Genomic DNA, 15658 nt, shown 5'->3' on the forward strand with positions numbered 1-15658 from the left:
GGGGAGGTGGAATCAATTATTCCTCCTCGTCGTCCCCACCGGAAGGGAAATGGGTGGTCCAGCCGTCGATTTGGTCGTGAACTTCTTCCAGTGAGAGTTTCCTCAGCGGAATAGCTTCGCTAGGCTGCCACGATTCGTTGTCGCTGGAGAAGCTAGCGTCGAGCTCGACTTTGGTCACTTCTTCGTCCAAGGCCTTCAGCCAGGTGGGGATATCAAGCCCCACGCCGCTGGGTTCTTCGACCAGGGCTTCCGCTTCGTCGTAAAGCAGCTTGAAGGCGACGTTTGCCTCGTCACTGCCCATGTGGACCATCGCCTGAGAAACGAGCGAGCAAATCCGATCGACTGCCAGCGGACGAACGAATCGCTCTTTAATGCGGTCGGCGACGGTCGGCATTTGCATGGCATATTCACGCTGCAACTCCCGCAGACGACGAACATACTTCTCGGCTTCGTCCTCGATCCGATCGGCGAGGGCCTTCCGCCACATCTGGGCTGCTTCGGCGTGCCCGGTCCGGACCAGCACTTCGTGCGTCATGACAATCGGCTTCAAGTTCCACGACACGCGGTCGTAGGCCGTTCGCAGTCGCAGGAAGTCGAGGAACATATACAAGTATTCGCCGCGATCGCTCTGCGTGGTGGTGCTGTTGTAGTCGCGATACTCTGGGAAGTTCTCGAGGACCGCTTCAATCACCATGCTGAAGCAGGCGATCGACTCGGTGCGATTGATGTTCGTGCCCATCGCCTGGATGAACAGAGGCCAGTGATCTTCCGGCCATTGCTGGCGAACCTTCTCGATCCAGGTCTCGACTCCGCCATGCAGAATGCTGCGGATGTTGCCTCGATTGAAGAAGTGCTGCGTGAAGAGGTCGCCGCCATAACGCTGGATAAACGCTTGAACCAGCTTCCATTGGTTCGGGTCGGCAAACTTCTCGACGGCCGACAGTCGCAATGTTCGGCTGTGATTGAGCCAGACGATCAGCAAGTTCTGCGTTACATGCTCCAGGCATTCGACCAACGCGTTATCGAGTTCCTGGCCACCCTCTTTGGCGACTTCCCAGCTTTCCGACGAGGCAACCACGGCGTCGATAATCGCCAGGAAGCCGGTCTCGAAAAGGGCATCGAATTCGGTGATCGCTCCCGGACCGATCGGGTTGTCGTTTTCCATCTTGCGAGCCGTGTCGAGCAGTTGCCGCGACAGGTCGTATTGGCCGACGCGTGGCAACCAATGCAGCAACTCGCGAATGGTCGACTGGCGAACGCGGGTCGAGACAATCCGCAGCGGACCGCCACGCTTGGCAATCGGTACGTAAAGGAGCGGTTTGTCTTTCAGCGTGTTAAGCAGCGGTGGAAAGTGTTCTTGAACCGCATCGGTATCGCCGGCAAGGATCGCGGCGAACAGATCGACGGCCAAGGTCTGTTCGGCACCGATTTCTTTCTCGAGGTTCTCTAGCGACTGCTTATGTTCCGGAGCCACGGCCGCAACGGCGGACGACAGAATTCGTGCGGCCGAAGCGGTGCTGACCGTCGTCGTGATGATTCGTTCCAGGACGAATTCTTTCACGGCACGTTGCCGGTCGTATTCGACCATCTCTTGATGGTTGCCGCTGATATCGCTCAGCTTGTGCTGGTTCACGACCAGAAGCAGTTCCAGCAGTTCGCGATAGTTGCTGATGGCTTGTTCACGCCACTGCAGCAGCTTCTCGATCACGGCCGGATCGCCCGTGGTACGCATGGCCTGGAAAGCGGCCATCTGCCACTGCTGAGCGACACAGCTCAGAAACGAGATGTGCATGTTGATGCGGCGCGATTCGATCTGCAGGTCTTCGCTGCTGTCGGACGAACTGCTGCCACCGTCGAAGATCGCACCTTCGTTGCCGTCGTCGGTGCTGTCGGTGAAGGTGACATCCTCGTAGGCTGCCTGAAAGATGTCGTCGTCGTCGCCCGGTTCTTGTCCTTGGAACAAGGCGTCGAGCTCTTCGTCGAACTGGCCCTTCTTGGTGCGCTGCGAAAACCAGCCTGGCACCTGGTTATAGGTCCCGGCGTTCGCTTCCTGAAAGTCGACGAACCGCCGGATCATTTGCCAGGTCGCTTGCTGATTCTCTTCCGTATTGGGAAGCGATTCGCGGTGCTTTTGATAGGCCAGGATCCACTGGGTCGCCATCGCGAAGTAGGACGTATCGAGATGATGCAGCGGGATCTCGTCGGCTTGTTCCAACCAATGCATCAGTAGCGCCATCGTCGTGACGAAGTCGTTTCGCTCGAGCAGCGCTTGAATCACCAGGCCATACGCCTTCGGCGAATCGAACATCTCGGCATGCGGCGACCAGAAAGCGACATCGCCTGCTTCGGCACCCACTTTGTGCCATAGCCGCAAGGCATCGGCCACGCGACGAGCCGCGGCGAACGCTTCGTCTCCGCTGGGGCTGTCAACGCTGGAAAGTTCATGGGTGGCGAACTGATGCCACCACATCGAGAACTCTTCGAAGGCCCAGGCCGTTTTCGATCGGACCGCTTCGTCATCGCGTACGGCCGCTTCGCTGAGGGCCTGCGACATCAGGTCAAAGATCTGTTCGATCATCCGGGCCAGGTCGTCGACGCGATGATCGCGGACGCTGTTCTCGTAGGCCGGGAACAAACTGAACTGCCCGTCGAAACCGAGGATATTCCAAGGATCGACAATCGCGCCACATTCGATCGCCCGATGCAAACGGTCGACGATCTTGTGGATGTAATCGATCGTCTCGTTCAAGTCGCCTCGACGCATTGCCTGATGGGCCAGCGTGATGAAGCACTCGATGCGGCATTGCATCCGCGCGGAGGCCGTCGGCACGATATCGACCTGTTGCCCGGCCGCGTCAGGGTAGCCCATTCTTGAGTAGATCAATGCCAGCCGAACGTGCGCCAGTTGCTTTGCACGGCGATTGCTCAAGTAGCCATTGAGATGCTGGCGAGCGGCACCGAACGGTTGCCGACGCTGGATCGATTCTTCGTTCAAGCGAACCGACATCGACTCGGGGCAGCTATCGAGCAATTGGTTGTAGAAGCGATCTCGGTAGTTGGCGATCACCGGAACCAACTTCGAGAGCGTCATCTCGGAATCGTAGGCACCAGGACCACTGCCGGAGATGCCGGCTCCCATCAGCACGACACCAGCCAACACGGCCGCTGCCTCGTAAACGAGGTCTTCGTGCGAGAGATCTTCCGGTGGGTTGCGATCGACGCGATCGGTCAGGGCTTCGAGCGTGACTTGCTGGACGACGAACCGGCTGTAGTTGCCGTTCAGATCGATGTGGTCCGGATCCCACTGGCCAAACTGATAGTTTGGTCGCTTGTTGACGGGATGCTCGAAATCGTAAGCGCGTGGATCGATGGCCAGTTCGTCAAGGTTCTCGGGATCGAAGCCTGCATCCTGCAAGATATCGGCGTCGGTGGCCTGCAGCAGTTCGAGCGTCTTCTCGACGATCTCTTGATGGCGGCCCAGGCAGGCACCGGCTCCCCGTACCCAGATTGGGATCGGACGGCAGTATTCGTGCGGGTAGGGCTCGGTCTTGCGCGTTTCGAGAGCTGGGACCGGGCGATGACCGATGTAATCGTTGAGCTGATGCAGACAATTCTTCAGCACGCGCGGCTCGTTTTCCCATTCCGCCGATTGGGTTAGAACGGCCTGGGTGGCCCGGACGACGAAGTAAGGCGAGAACAAACTGCCGCCGCTCTGATGAAAGAGCAGGTCGTGATGGAATTCGAGGTAACCCGGCAGGACCACCTCGAAGACATATCGCAGCGCGGTTTCGGCTTGTTCGCTTTGCTTGAGAGCGGCCGAAGTCGCTTTGAGTCGCTCGAGCCCCTCTTTCAGGGTGTCGCCAGCCTTTTCCCACTGCCAATATGGAGTGTCAGCCGATCCGTCGTGCAAATGCCGGAAAAGCTGGTCCATTGCGGCGGCAAAACGAGCGTCGTAGTCTCCGGAAGAGAAATTGAAGTAGCCGAGAATCTTCTCGAGCAAGCCATTCTCTTCTATTCGATCACCCATGAACCATCCGCTGCGAGAGAAAGAAGACGCCAAAAATCTCAGAAAGCTCTGATAACGGGAGCTGGACAAGAATCGCTGTACCCCTCGTTGGAGTGGTCGATTCTCCCGTAGAAGTTCATCGTAGAGGGGAGTTGTGCTGGGGTCTAGGCGATGAACAGCCCCAGGAATCGTTGAAAAACGAGGATTTGGTGAAAACCGGGCCGAAAACGTGACGCCTTTCGCCCTTCTGAATTAAGATGAAAAACTCGGCAAGGTATTTCCCAATCGAGTGTTATGCTTGAAGGGGATGCTGTTTTTGGCGTTCCTTGTCCTAAATCTTGTCGCTACGACCGCCGTTGCCCACGCAGCGGAGGTTCTTGTCCGATGTAGTTTCCACAGAGAACGCTGGGCCGTTTGGGGTGCCAGTTGAAGGAAGCACGACCAACTATGCAAATTCAGAAATGCGTTTCGCGGATTGCCATCTTTACTGTCGTGATGATGGCCGCCACTCCTGCTATGGCCCAGTTGGGGCCGCGGATTTTCTCGCCAATCGAACTGGAACGGATCGGTCTCGAGAAACTGTGGTCTGGGCAACTGCCTATTGATCCGGAGCGCTCGAAGCTCGATTCTTTCCGCCAAGTGGTTAGCTTGAGGGACCCTTTGGTGGTCTTCGAGGTCGAACACGCTGGCCGCACGACGACGTTCAGCGCTAACGAGCTGGGTACGCTCGGCCAGCCGCTGGGGGAAGAAGGTGCCAAGAAGAAGGCCGAACAGTTCGTGGCCCGGCTCGATACCCGTAAAGGCGAACCAGTCATCAATCGACTGGAAATCCCGGAAGTTACCTTCCTGGCACAAAGCAGCGCCGGCACGCTGATGGCGGTCAATGGCCGCACCGGCAAGCTCGACTGGACCAAGAGCTATGGTCGCCCAGGCTTTCCACAGCCAGCTCCGGCCGCGAATGACGAGTACGTGTTCGTCATCAATAACTTCAAACTCAACTGCCTCTTCCGCGGAAACGGCGAAGTCAAATGGACCAAGCCGATCGAAGGCGTGCCGATTGCCGGGCCTGTGGTGGGTGACGAGTTCGTTTACATTCCGCTGCTCGATGGCACTGTGGTCGCCTACAACTTCGACGGCGGTCCTCGTTTGACGCCACGTTACAAGTCGATTGGCCGCATTGTGAAGCCGATGGTGGCTACGCCGACTTCGGTGGCCTGGGCTACCGACCGGAACTACTTCTACGTCGGCTACGCCGATCGGCCGCTGGTTCGTTATCGAATCGAATCGAGTGGCGAGATCCTGGCGCCACCTAGCAACCAAGGTCCACTCCGTTTGTTCTTCACGACCGAAACCGGTTACGTCTACTGCATCTACTCGACTGACGGCACGATCCAGTGGCGATTCTCGTGCGGGCTGCCGATCGACAGCTCGGCGATCGCGATCGATGACGGCGTCTACGTTACGCTGCAGCGAGGCGGGATCTACAAGCTTGGCTTGGAAGAAGGGGATGTGAAATGGTTCGTCCCGCGAGTCGATAAGTTCCTCTCGGCCAACGATCAGTACGTTTATTGCCTGGACGAAAACAAGAACCTGGTCGTGCTCGATATTAAATCGGGTGCCCGTGTTGGCGGTCTCGACCTGGGTGGTTACGACTTCTTCTATACCAATTCCCAGACCGACCGGATCATCCTCGGTACCAACACGGGGCGCATGGTTGTGCTGCGTTCGGCCGCCGATCCTTACCCCATGGTTCACGTGAAAGTGAAAGCAGCTGCCAAGCCAGAAGAAGGTGAAGCAGGCGATGGCAAGGAAGGGGACAAGGGGGCCCCAGCCAAGCCAGCAGTCGACCCATTTGCTCCACCGGCAGCTGGTGGTGGCGGTGTTGTTGATCCATTCGCACCTGCAGGTGGTGGAGGCGGCACGGCCGACCCATTCGGAGGCTCCAGTGGTGGCGGTAACGCAGCTGATCCATTCGGCGGCTCCGGCGGCGGTGGTGGTTCGAGCGATCCGTTTGGTGGCGGAAGCTCCGACCCATTCGGCGGTGGTTCGAGCGGCGGTAACTCCGATCCATTTGGTGGTGGCGGATCCGATCCGTTCGGTGGAGGTTCCGACGATGGAGCCGGTATGAGCGATCCGTTCGGAAGCTAAGCTCGCCGAGATTTCTAAGTCACTCTGAAAGGCCTTGCGTTCGTTGCGGACACAAGGCCTTTTCTTTTGCAGAAGGGAAAACTATTTACCCTTCACCGCCAGATTGTCCTTGACCATTCGGCAAAAATGGACGGATTAATCAACTTAGGTTAGTGCAATTCAGGGGAGTTCCGGGCTAAACTACCCCTAACCAGCCGTACGTTCGTCGTTCACGAAATCGCGAATCCCCAGGCGACTTTGTGCCAGCCTGACGAATCCAAATTCCTCATCAAGCTTCTCGTAGACTGCGCGCGGTTGGCAATTCGCACGCATCCGCAACTACCTCACCTTGCAGGAGATTTGAATCATATGACCAAGCATTTGGCATGGCTCTTTGCCGGTTATCTGTTTGTCGCCTCGGCCGGATTGGCGATGGCAGAAGACGATGGCTTCAAGCCGATCTTCGATGGAAAGACACTCAACGGTTGGAGTGGTATCGATAAGTTCTGGAGTGTTGAAGACGGTGCGATCACCGGAACGACCACGCCGGACAATCCAACCAAGGGCAACACGTTCCTGATCTGGGATCAGGGCAAAGTCGACAACTTCGAGCTGAAGCTGAAGTACCGCATCATGGGCGGCAACTCGGGCATTCAGTATCGTTCGACCGACCTGGGTAACCACGTCGCCAAAGGCTACCAGGCCGACATCGACAGTGGCGATACCTACAGCGGTATCAACTACGAAGAACGTGGTCGCGGCATTCTGGCCCAGCGTGGCGAGAAGGCCACCGTCACCGATGGCAAAGGTCCTTACAAGGCGGAACGCTTCGCCCAGTCGGCCGACCTGCAGGCCAAGATCAACAAAGAAGACTGGAACGAGTACCACATCATTGCCAAGGGCAACCACCTGATCCACAAGATCAACGGCAATGTGACCTCGGAAGTGATCGACGAAGGCGAAAAGGATTCGCGAACCAGCGGTATCCTGGCTCTGCAGTTGCATGCCGGTCCCCCGATGAAGGTACAGTTCAAAGACATCCAGCTCAAGCGTCTTCCGATGGAAGATGGCAAGAAGAAGGTTGTCTTCGTGCCAGGCACCCCGAGCCACGCTTGGGGCGATCACGAGCACGTCGCTGGTTGCCGCCTGCTGATGTTGGCGCTGACCGAAAACATGCCCCAGTTTGAAGCCTCGATCTACAAAGGTGGCTGGCCAGACGATCCAACCGCGTTCGACAACGCCGATGCCGTGGTGGTCTATTGCGATGGTGGCGAACGTCATCTGCTCAACGCCCACCTCGACGAGTTCCAGAAGCTGATGGACAACGGCGTCGGCCTGGCTTGCATTCACTACGGGGTGGAAACCCCGAAGGGAAAGCCAGGCGACAAGTTCGTCGACTGGATCGGCGGCTACTTTGAAACGCACTGGAGCGTCAATCCACACTGGACCGCTTCCTTCACGCAGATTCCTCAGCACCCCGTAACCAACGGGGTACAGCCATTCGACATCAACGACGAGTGGTACTACAACATGCGCTTTCGTGAAGACATGGAGGGGGTCACGCCGATCCTGACCGCCATTCCACCTGAAAGCACTCTCAGCCGTCCCGATGGTCCTCATAGTGGCAACCCACATGTGCGTGCCATGAAGGGCCAACCGCAGCATGTTGCTTGGGCCTCGGAACGCGAAGATGGCGGACGCGGTTTCGGTTTCACCGGTGGTCACTATCACTGGAACTGGGCCGACCCAAACTTCCGCAAGGTGGTGCTCAACGCGATCGTCTGGATCAGCCACGAAGAAGTCCCTGCCAAGGGGGTCGAATCGGACTCGCTGACGCGCGACGACATGGAAGGCCTGATTCCAGAGCCAAAGCCACAGCCGAAGAAGAAGCCGGAACCAAAGAAGGTTTCCAGTAACGTCAAGCCGCTGTTCCAAAGCCCTGTGATCACCTCGGCGACCCCGAATCATCAGGTCGACATTCGTGTCGACCTGCAAGGGGCGAAGAAGCTGTACCTGGTCGTTACCGACGGTGGCAATGGTTTCAGCTGCGACTGGGCCGACTGGATCAATCCAAAGCTGGAAGGCTCGAAGGGGGAACTTTCGCTGACCGATCTGAAGTGGAACAAGGCCAGCACCGACTGGCAAGGCGTGAAGAAGAACCGAAACGTCAACGGTCAGCCGTTGATGGTCAACAACAAGCAGTACGAAAACGGCATCGGGACGCATGCCAACTCGGTCATCGAGTTCGACATCCCTGAAGGTTATTCCAAGTTCTCCGCCATCGGTGGTTTGGACAACGGCGGCACCAATCAAAATGGTGGCAGCGACACGTCGGTGCAGTTCGCGGTTTATACGCAGGACCCTGGCAATGTTTCGCAATCCGCTTCCGACGCATCGCGCAGTCCGGAATCGGCTGTTGGTAACTTGGACGTTTATCCTGGACTGCAGGCCACGCTGGTCGCTGCCGAGCCAGAGCTGAAGAGCCTGACCAATATCGACATCGACCACCGCGGCCGCATTTGGGTCTGCGACGTGATGAACTACCGCGGCAACAATGGTTCGCGGAAAGAAGGGGATCGCATCCTGATCCTCGAAGATGAAGATGGTGACGGCGTCGCCGAAAAGAGCAAGGTCTTCTACCAGGGTCGCGACATCGACTCGGCCATGGGGATCTGCGTGCTGGGGAACAAGGTCATTGTTTCGGCTGCTCCGAACGTGATCGTGTTCACTGACGAAAATGGCGACGACACGCCAGACAAAAAAGAGATGCTGTTCACCAAGACGGGCCAACCCCAGCATGATCATTCGGCCCACAGTTTCCTGTTCGGTCCTGACGGCAAGCTGTACTGGAACGTCGGCAACACCGGTCAGCACGTCCACGATGCCAACGGTGAAGTGGTCGTCGATCTGGCAGGGAACAAAGTCGTCGACAATGGCCAGCCTTACTTCGGTGGAATGCCGTTCCGCTGCAATCTCGATGGCAGCGACTTCGAGGTGTTGGGACACAACTTCCGCAACAACTACGAAGTGACGGTCGACTCGTTCGGCACCTTGTGGCAAAGTGATAACGACGACGACGGTAACCGCGGCGTCCGTATCAACTACGTCATGCAGTACGGCAACTTCGGCTACCGCGATCAGATGACCGGCGCCGGCTGGCGTGATCCACGAACGAACATGGAAGAAGAGATCCCGCTTCGCCATTGGCACTTGAACGATCCCGGCGTCGTGCCGAACCTGCTGCAAACCGGCGCTGGTTCGCCAACCGGTATCTGCGTTTACGAAGGCACGTTGTTGCCGAAGGTGTTCCAGAATCAGGTCATCCACTGTGATGCCGGTCCGAGCATCGTGCGTGCCTATCCGGTTCAGAACGATGGTGCCGGCTACTCGGCCGAATCGGTCGACATTTTGAAGGGGGCTCGCGACAACTGGTTCCGTCCGGCCGACGTTTGCGTTGCTCCGGATGGCTCGATCTTCGTCAGCGACTGGTACGATCCAGGCGTCGGCGGTCACGGTCAGCGCGATCTCGATCGGGGCCGTCTGTTCCGCGTCGCTCCAGAAGGATCGAAGTACAACGTGCCGAAGTTCGACTTCACCACCACCGAAGGTTGCATCGAAGCCCTCAAGAATCCTTGCCTTTCGGTTCGCTACATGGCATGGACGAACTTGCACAATCAAGGTGCCGCTGCCGAAGCCGCGCTACAGGCCGCTTACAAAGCTTCCGACGATCCTCGATACCAGGCCCGCCTGCTGTGGCTGCTCGGGTTGATTCCTGGCAAGGGACAACAGATCGTCGACCAGGCTCTATCGGCGGATAACGCCGACCTGCGCATCGTGGGTCTGCGACTGGCTCACGAATTGAAGCTGCCGGCCACCGAAGTGGTCGCCAAGGTCCTTCGCGATCCATCCCCTCAGGTGCGTCGTTCAGCCGTGATCGAACTCCGTTTCGATGGCAGCGACCTCGCTTCGCAGCAGTGGGCCGAACTGGCTCAGCAGCACGACGGCAAAGATCGCTGGTACCTGGAAGCCTTGGGGATCGGTGCCGATCTGCACTGGGATTCGCGTTTGGCAGCTTACCTGAGCAAAGTGGGCGGAGACCTCAGCTCGCCGGCAACCAAGGATATTGTCTGGCGAAGCCGCGCCGCACAAACCCCGGAACTGTTGGTCAAGCTGATCGAAGACACCAGCAACCCGGTCGACGGACTGGCACGTTACTTCCGTGCGTTTGATTTCCAGCCGAATAAGGATGGCGTCGACTCGGCCGTGGCTCAGTTGGCATTCGCCAATACCCGTCACGATGCGGCCGAAACGATAATCATCGCCGAATCGGTCAAGCGATTGCGAAAGCTCGATACCGGGAACGCCCAGACAGTTGCCTCGATGGAAAAGGCGTTGCAGAAGCTGGCTGGTACGCCGATGTACATCGAACTTGTCGATCGTTTCCAACTCGAAAACCACTACGCCGATTTGCTGCAAGCCGCGCTGGCCGAGCCACAGTCGGATACGGGCGTGGCTGCCATCAGCGTGCTGCTGCGACGTGGCCAGAACCAACTGCTGGCATCGGTGCTGAAGGAAGGCAAGCCAGAAGAGAAGTTGGCCCTGACCACGGCGATCTCAAACAGCAGCACCGGTCAGGCCAACGCCTGGTTGAATCGCATGCTGAACGATGCCTCACAAGATCTGCAGGTGCGTCGTGCCGCGGTGAAGGGGTTGGCGAACAACCAGAAGTCGGCTCGACAGCTTCTCGAGATGGCCAAAGCAGGCAAGCTCGATGAGGAACTGATGCAGGCCGCCGCGTCTCCGCTGAAGGTCGCCGTGTGGGAAGACGTCCGTCGCCAGGCGAACGAGGTCTTCCCGCAGCCACCATCCAAGGGCAATCAGCAATTGCCGCCGATGGAAGCCTTGGTTCGGATGCATGGCTCAGTCGAGAACGGTAAGAAGATCTTTACCACGGTTGGTACCTGTAATAAGTGCCATGTGGTGCAGAAAGAAGGGAAGGAAGTCGGTCCGAACCTGAGCGAAATCGGCTCGAAGCTGAGCCGCGAAGCGCTGTACGAGGCCATCCTTTACCCAAGTGCCAGTATCAGCCACAACTACGAAAACTGGGCGGTCCTGACCGATAGTGGTACCGCGGTTGCCGGTCTGAAGACGAGCGAAACGGACGAATCGATCACGATCACCAACGCTGAAGGCCTGGCTCGTACGATCCCGAAGAACGAAGTCGAAGAGATCCGCAAACTTTCGCTCTCGGTCATGCCAAACGACCTGCAGAAACTGATGACCGTTGAGGAACTGGTCGACGTCGTCGAATACCTTTCGACACTAAAAAAATAGAGTTCTGCTTGCCCCTCTCCGATGGCAGATCCAATTCTCAGGCCGCTTGAACCTCGACGTTCAGGCGGCCTTTTTTGTTGGCTTTCTGCCGATTCTGCGGGATTTTCTACATTCTAGTGCTTCGCCCCCCCGGTAATTACGACCTACAATAGAGGGTTTACGGCGACTTTGCCGACCGCTGTTTTGCGCAGCGGATAGCTCTCCTGCGAACGTTCCTTCAACCACTGCCAGCCACGATGCGTTATACCCTTGCTCTTTTGTTCGTGACGTTCTGCGCGCCTCTGTTTGCCCAGGAAGTCGGATTCCCTGCGGCAGATCTGCTTCCCAAGAAGGAAATCGGGGCGACTCGCTTTCTGGAAGAACATCGCAAGTTTGATGGCCGAGGCGTCGTCGTTGCGGTCTTCGATACCGGTTGCGACCCAGCCGCTCCAGGCCTGCAAGTGACTTCGGATGGCAAGCCGAAGATCATCGACATGATCGACGCCACCGGCAGCGGCGACGTGCAGACCAGCACCATTCGCAAAGTGGAAGAAGGAACCATCACCGGTCTGACCGGGCGTAAGCTGACGATCCCTGAAAAATGGAATTGTCCCAGCGGCGAGTTCCACGTCGGGATGAAGCCTGCCTACGAGCTCTTTCCACAAGCCGCCATTCCACGCATCAAATCGGAAAATCGCAAGCCGTGGGACATCGCTGTTCGCACGGAAGTTGAAAAGTTGACCCGTGAGATCGAAGCCTTCGAAAAAGAAAACCCGAAACCCAAAGGGGACAAGAAGAAGGAAGGCAAAGACCTGGAACTTCGTTTGGAACAACTGACCAAGCTTGGTTCGAGTTGGAGCGATCCTGGTCCAATCTACGACTGCGTCGTCTTCAACGACGGCAAGATGTGGCAGGCCGCCATCGATACCGATGAAGATGGCGATCTGAGCGACGAAAAGCTGATGACCAACTACAAGGTCAAGCGTCAGTACTCGACCTTCGGCGAAGTTGACCTGGTGACCTACGCGATCAACATCTACGAAGAAGGCAACGTGCTGAGCATCGTCGTCGATGCCGGTACGCATGGTACGCACGTCGGTGGCATCATCGCAGCCAACTATCCTGATTCGCCAGAACTGAACGGTGTCGCACCGGGTGCTCAGATCGTTTCGGTAAAGATCGGCGATACGCGTCTCGGTTCGAACTCAACCGGTATTGGCGAAGATCGTGGTTTGATCGCCGTGCTGGAAAACAATTGCGACCTGATCAACATGAGCTACGGCGGCCCTTCGCCCGAATGGAACGTCGGTCGAACCGCTCGACTCTTTTCCGAAATCGTCAATCGGTATGGAGTGATCTTCGTTTCGAGTGCCGGTAACAGTGGGCCTGCCCTTAGCACCGTGGGTGGTCCTGGCGGAACAACCTCGGCGATCCTCGGCGTTGGCGCTTACGTCTCGCCAGAGTTGATGTCGGCTGCCTATTCGCTGCGAGAAGATCTCGGCGAAATGCCTTTCACCTGGTCGTCGCGTGGTCCCACGATGGATGGCGACTTGGGTGTCGATATCAGTGCCCCGGGTGGTGCGGTTGCGCCGGTGTCGCGTTGGTCGCTGTCGCCAGGCAGCTTGATGAACGGTACCTCGATGTCGTCCCCCAATGCATGTGGTGGCGTGGCCTTGGTGCTCAGCGGTTTGAAGCAAGAGAAAATTGAATACACGCCGGAATCGGTGAAGCTGGCCATCAAGAACACGGCTCGCAAATTGGAAGGTGGCACGGTCTGGGCGAACGGTCGTGGCTTGATCCAGGTCGGGGCCGCTTTCGATTGGCTCGTCGAATATCACGACGCCGTCGAACCTGCCGTTCGCTACGAAGTCTCGCTACCAGGCATGCGAACGAAGCGTGGCATTTACCTCCGAGAAGGTGACGAGGTTCACCGCGTACAAGAGGTTACCGTCAGCGTCGATCCGGTCTTCAACGAAGACGACAAGTTCGACGTTCGGGCCGACTATCGTGCCGAGTTCATCCTGAAGTGTGACGCCGACTGGGTGAAGGTTCCGCAAAACTTCTACGTCAATCATGGTGGGCGCGACTTCAAGATCGAGGTCGATCCACGACAATTGAAGCCTGGGGCACACTTCGCGGAAGTCGAAGGCTATTTTGCCGATCGCCAGGAACTGGGCCCACGCTTCCGCGTACCGATCACCGTGCTGATGCCCGTGACCGAAACGCCACAAACCGAATTCAAAGCGACCCTCAAGCTCTCGTCAGGTCAGATCGAACGCACGTTCATCCAGGTGCCGATGGGTGCCACGTGGGTCAATGTTCGTGTGAAGTCGGACAAGCTGGAAGACACGAAACTGTTCGTCTTCCATGCCCTGCAGCGACTGGAAGATCGTCCTTTCCCGACGATTGAAGAGAAGTCGTTCCTGCCGCTGGAACCAGGGCAAGTTCGCGAACTGAGCTTTGCCGTTGCGGAAGGGAAGACGCTGGAAATGACGCTGGCCCAGTACTGGTCGGCCCTCGGCGAAACGGAAGTCGAACTGGAAGCGAGCTTCTTCGGCCTCATGCCAGCGCCAGGTGATTTGACCTGGGATGGAACCAACCCGATCCATCGCATCGACGTGCAATCGAGCCTCGCTCCGATGCAGATCGAACCAAGTGCCAAGTTCAAGAAGCTTCGCAAGACGTTGCTGCCGGTGAAGAGCGAAGTAAAACCGCTCGATCCAAACCGGGACGAATTCCCGGATAAGCGTTTGAACTATGGCATCACGCTGACGTATGAGTTCACCCTCAGCGAGAAATCGACCGTCTCGCCCGAACCCATCATCTGGGCGAATGGGTACGATCGCTACTCCGGTGGTGTCTATACGATTTACGACGTGAATAACCAGGTGGTCGAAACAGGTTCCGGCGGACGCGAGGCGTCGCTCGAAAAAGGAAAGTACAAGCTGACCTTCTTCTTCCGTCAGGAAAACCGGGACAAGGTGAAAGACCTGGAAGACATGCCGATCTGGCTCGACTTCGATCTAGGAGGCGGTCCAGGTGTGCGAACATTCAGCAGCCACGAAGCCGCCGCCAATCAGCAAGGCGGGTTCCGTTCGGCCTGGGTTCGTCCTGGCGAACTGGTGCCAGTCTTCCTGACGCTGAATCCGAAGAGCCTTCCGAAGCAGGCCTCGCCAGGCGATCTGCTGCTGGGTGAAATTCAGTTTGGCGATCCCGACGCCAAGCTGGGTGGCGCATCGCGTCGACCGGGCGGTTTCCCACTGGAATACGTGGTTGCTCCACAGCCAAGCCCGAAAGCCGAGCCGGCCGACGATCAGCCGAAGAAAGATGAACCAACGCTCGAAGAGAAGCTGTTCGAGACGAAGCTGGCTTACTTGAAGACGCTGAAGACCAAGAAGCAGCAGAAGCAATTCAACGAGCTGTTCAAAGAGCTGAACAAGGAAAAGCCTAAGAACATTCCGCTGCTGCAGGCCAAGTTGATCATTCTGGACGACAACGATCGGAAAGAGCACCTGCCGGAAGTGGTCTCGGCCGCCGATGCGGTGCTGAAGGTGATCAATCAGTCGAAGGTGCGGACCTACTTTGCCGAACGCCGCGATCCGGAAACCGACAAAGAGAAAGAGCAGATGAAGGAGATGACCGAGCAGCGCGACGTCATCATCGATACGCTTTTCCGGAAGGCTCGGGCACTGGCCTACATGGATCTGCCAACCGACGATCCAGAGCATCCAGAAAACGTGGACATCAAGAAAGAGCCCAAAGACGAAAAGGAACGGGCCGAGCTCTTCGAGAAGGCTTTCGAGCAGTTAGAAAGCTGGGTCGATACGACCGATAAGAAGTACGCTCTGCTGCACTTACGTCGTCTGCGTCGTGACGAGCAGTATGGCGAAGCCTTGAAGTTGATCAACAAGATGATCGACGAAGATCCGACGAACCTGCTGCTTTACAAGAAGCGATCCGATATCTACGGAGAACTGGGTTGGGACTTCGCCGAAAAGAACGAAGAGCAGTGGCGCAAACTGCGAAAGCGGGACGGCATGCTCCCTAACTAGAGGGGCAGTTGCTGGCGTCTGAGGTGTCGTGAGTTGCCAAATAGTGGAGTTTGGTGACTCTTGGGAAAGTTGATTGTTGCGGTATCGCCCGATTTGAGAAATAATGCGAGTCGGGCTGATCACTCGCCATTCGAACCCGCCTTTCCCACCTTTCGGTATG

Annotated in this window: 4 protein-coding genes; 3 read left to right on the top strand and 1 reads right to left on the bottom strand. The window is 57.3% G+C overall.

Going from position 1 to position 15658, the window contains the following annotated elements; genetic code table 11:
* Positions 1-16: 16 nt before the first annotated feature.
* A complete protein-coding gene (locus AB1L30_RS21975) occupies positions 17-4027 on the bottom strand; it encodes a hypothetical protein (protein ID WP_367016016.1) in 4011 nt (1336 codons plus the stop codon).
* 426 nt (positions 4028-4453) lie between these two features.
* Between AB1L30_RS21975 and AB1L30_RS21980 the strand changes: the two genes are divergently transcribed.
* From AB1L30_RS21980 to AB1L30_RS21990, 3 genes are all read left to right on the top strand, one after another.
* On the top strand, positions 4454-6154 hold the full coding sequence (locus tag AB1L30_RS21980) for a PQQ-binding-like beta-propeller repeat protein (protein ID WP_367016018.1): 1701 nt from the start codon (positions 4454-4456) through the stop codon (positions 6152-6154).
* A 348-nt stretch (positions 6155-6502) separates the two neighbouring features.
* The gene (locus AB1L30_RS21985; RefSeq protein ID WP_367016020.1) at positions 6503-11467 is read left to right on the top strand and encodes a PVC-type heme-binding CxxCH protein; all 4965 of its coding nucleotides are present in this window, start codon (positions 6503-6505) and stop codon (positions 11465-11467) included.
* A gap of 236 nt (positions 11468-11703) precedes the next feature.
* On the top strand, positions 11704-15498 hold the full coding sequence (locus tag AB1L30_RS21990) for a S8 family serine peptidase (RefSeq protein ID WP_367016022.1): 3795 nt from the start codon (positions 11704-11706) through the stop codon (positions 15496-15498).
* Positions 15499-15658: the final 160 nt, after the last annotated feature.

It is taken from the genome of Bremerella sp. JC817, from assembly GCF_040718835.1.
GTDB lineage: Bacteria > Planctomycetota > Planctomycetia > Pirellulales > Pirellulaceae > Bremerella.

Bases quoted from the DNA above. Each gene is read 5' to 3' on its own strand.
- AB1L30_RS21975 (WP_367016016.1), bottom strand. From the start codon at position 4,027: ATGGGTGATCGAATAGAAGAGAATGGCTTGCTCGAGAAGATTCTCGGC.
- AB1L30_RS21980 (WP_367016018.1), top strand. From the start codon at position 4,454: ATGCAAATTCAGAAATGCGTTTCGCGGATTGCCATCTTTACTGTCGTG.
- AB1L30_RS21985 (WP_367016020.1), top strand. From the start codon at position 6,503: ATGACCAAGCATTTGGCATGGCTCTTTGCCGGTTATCTGTTTGTCGCC.
- AB1L30_RS21990 (WP_367016022.1), top strand. From the start codon at position 11,704: ATGCGTTATACCCTTGCTCTTTTGTTCGTGACGTTCTGCGCGCCTCTG.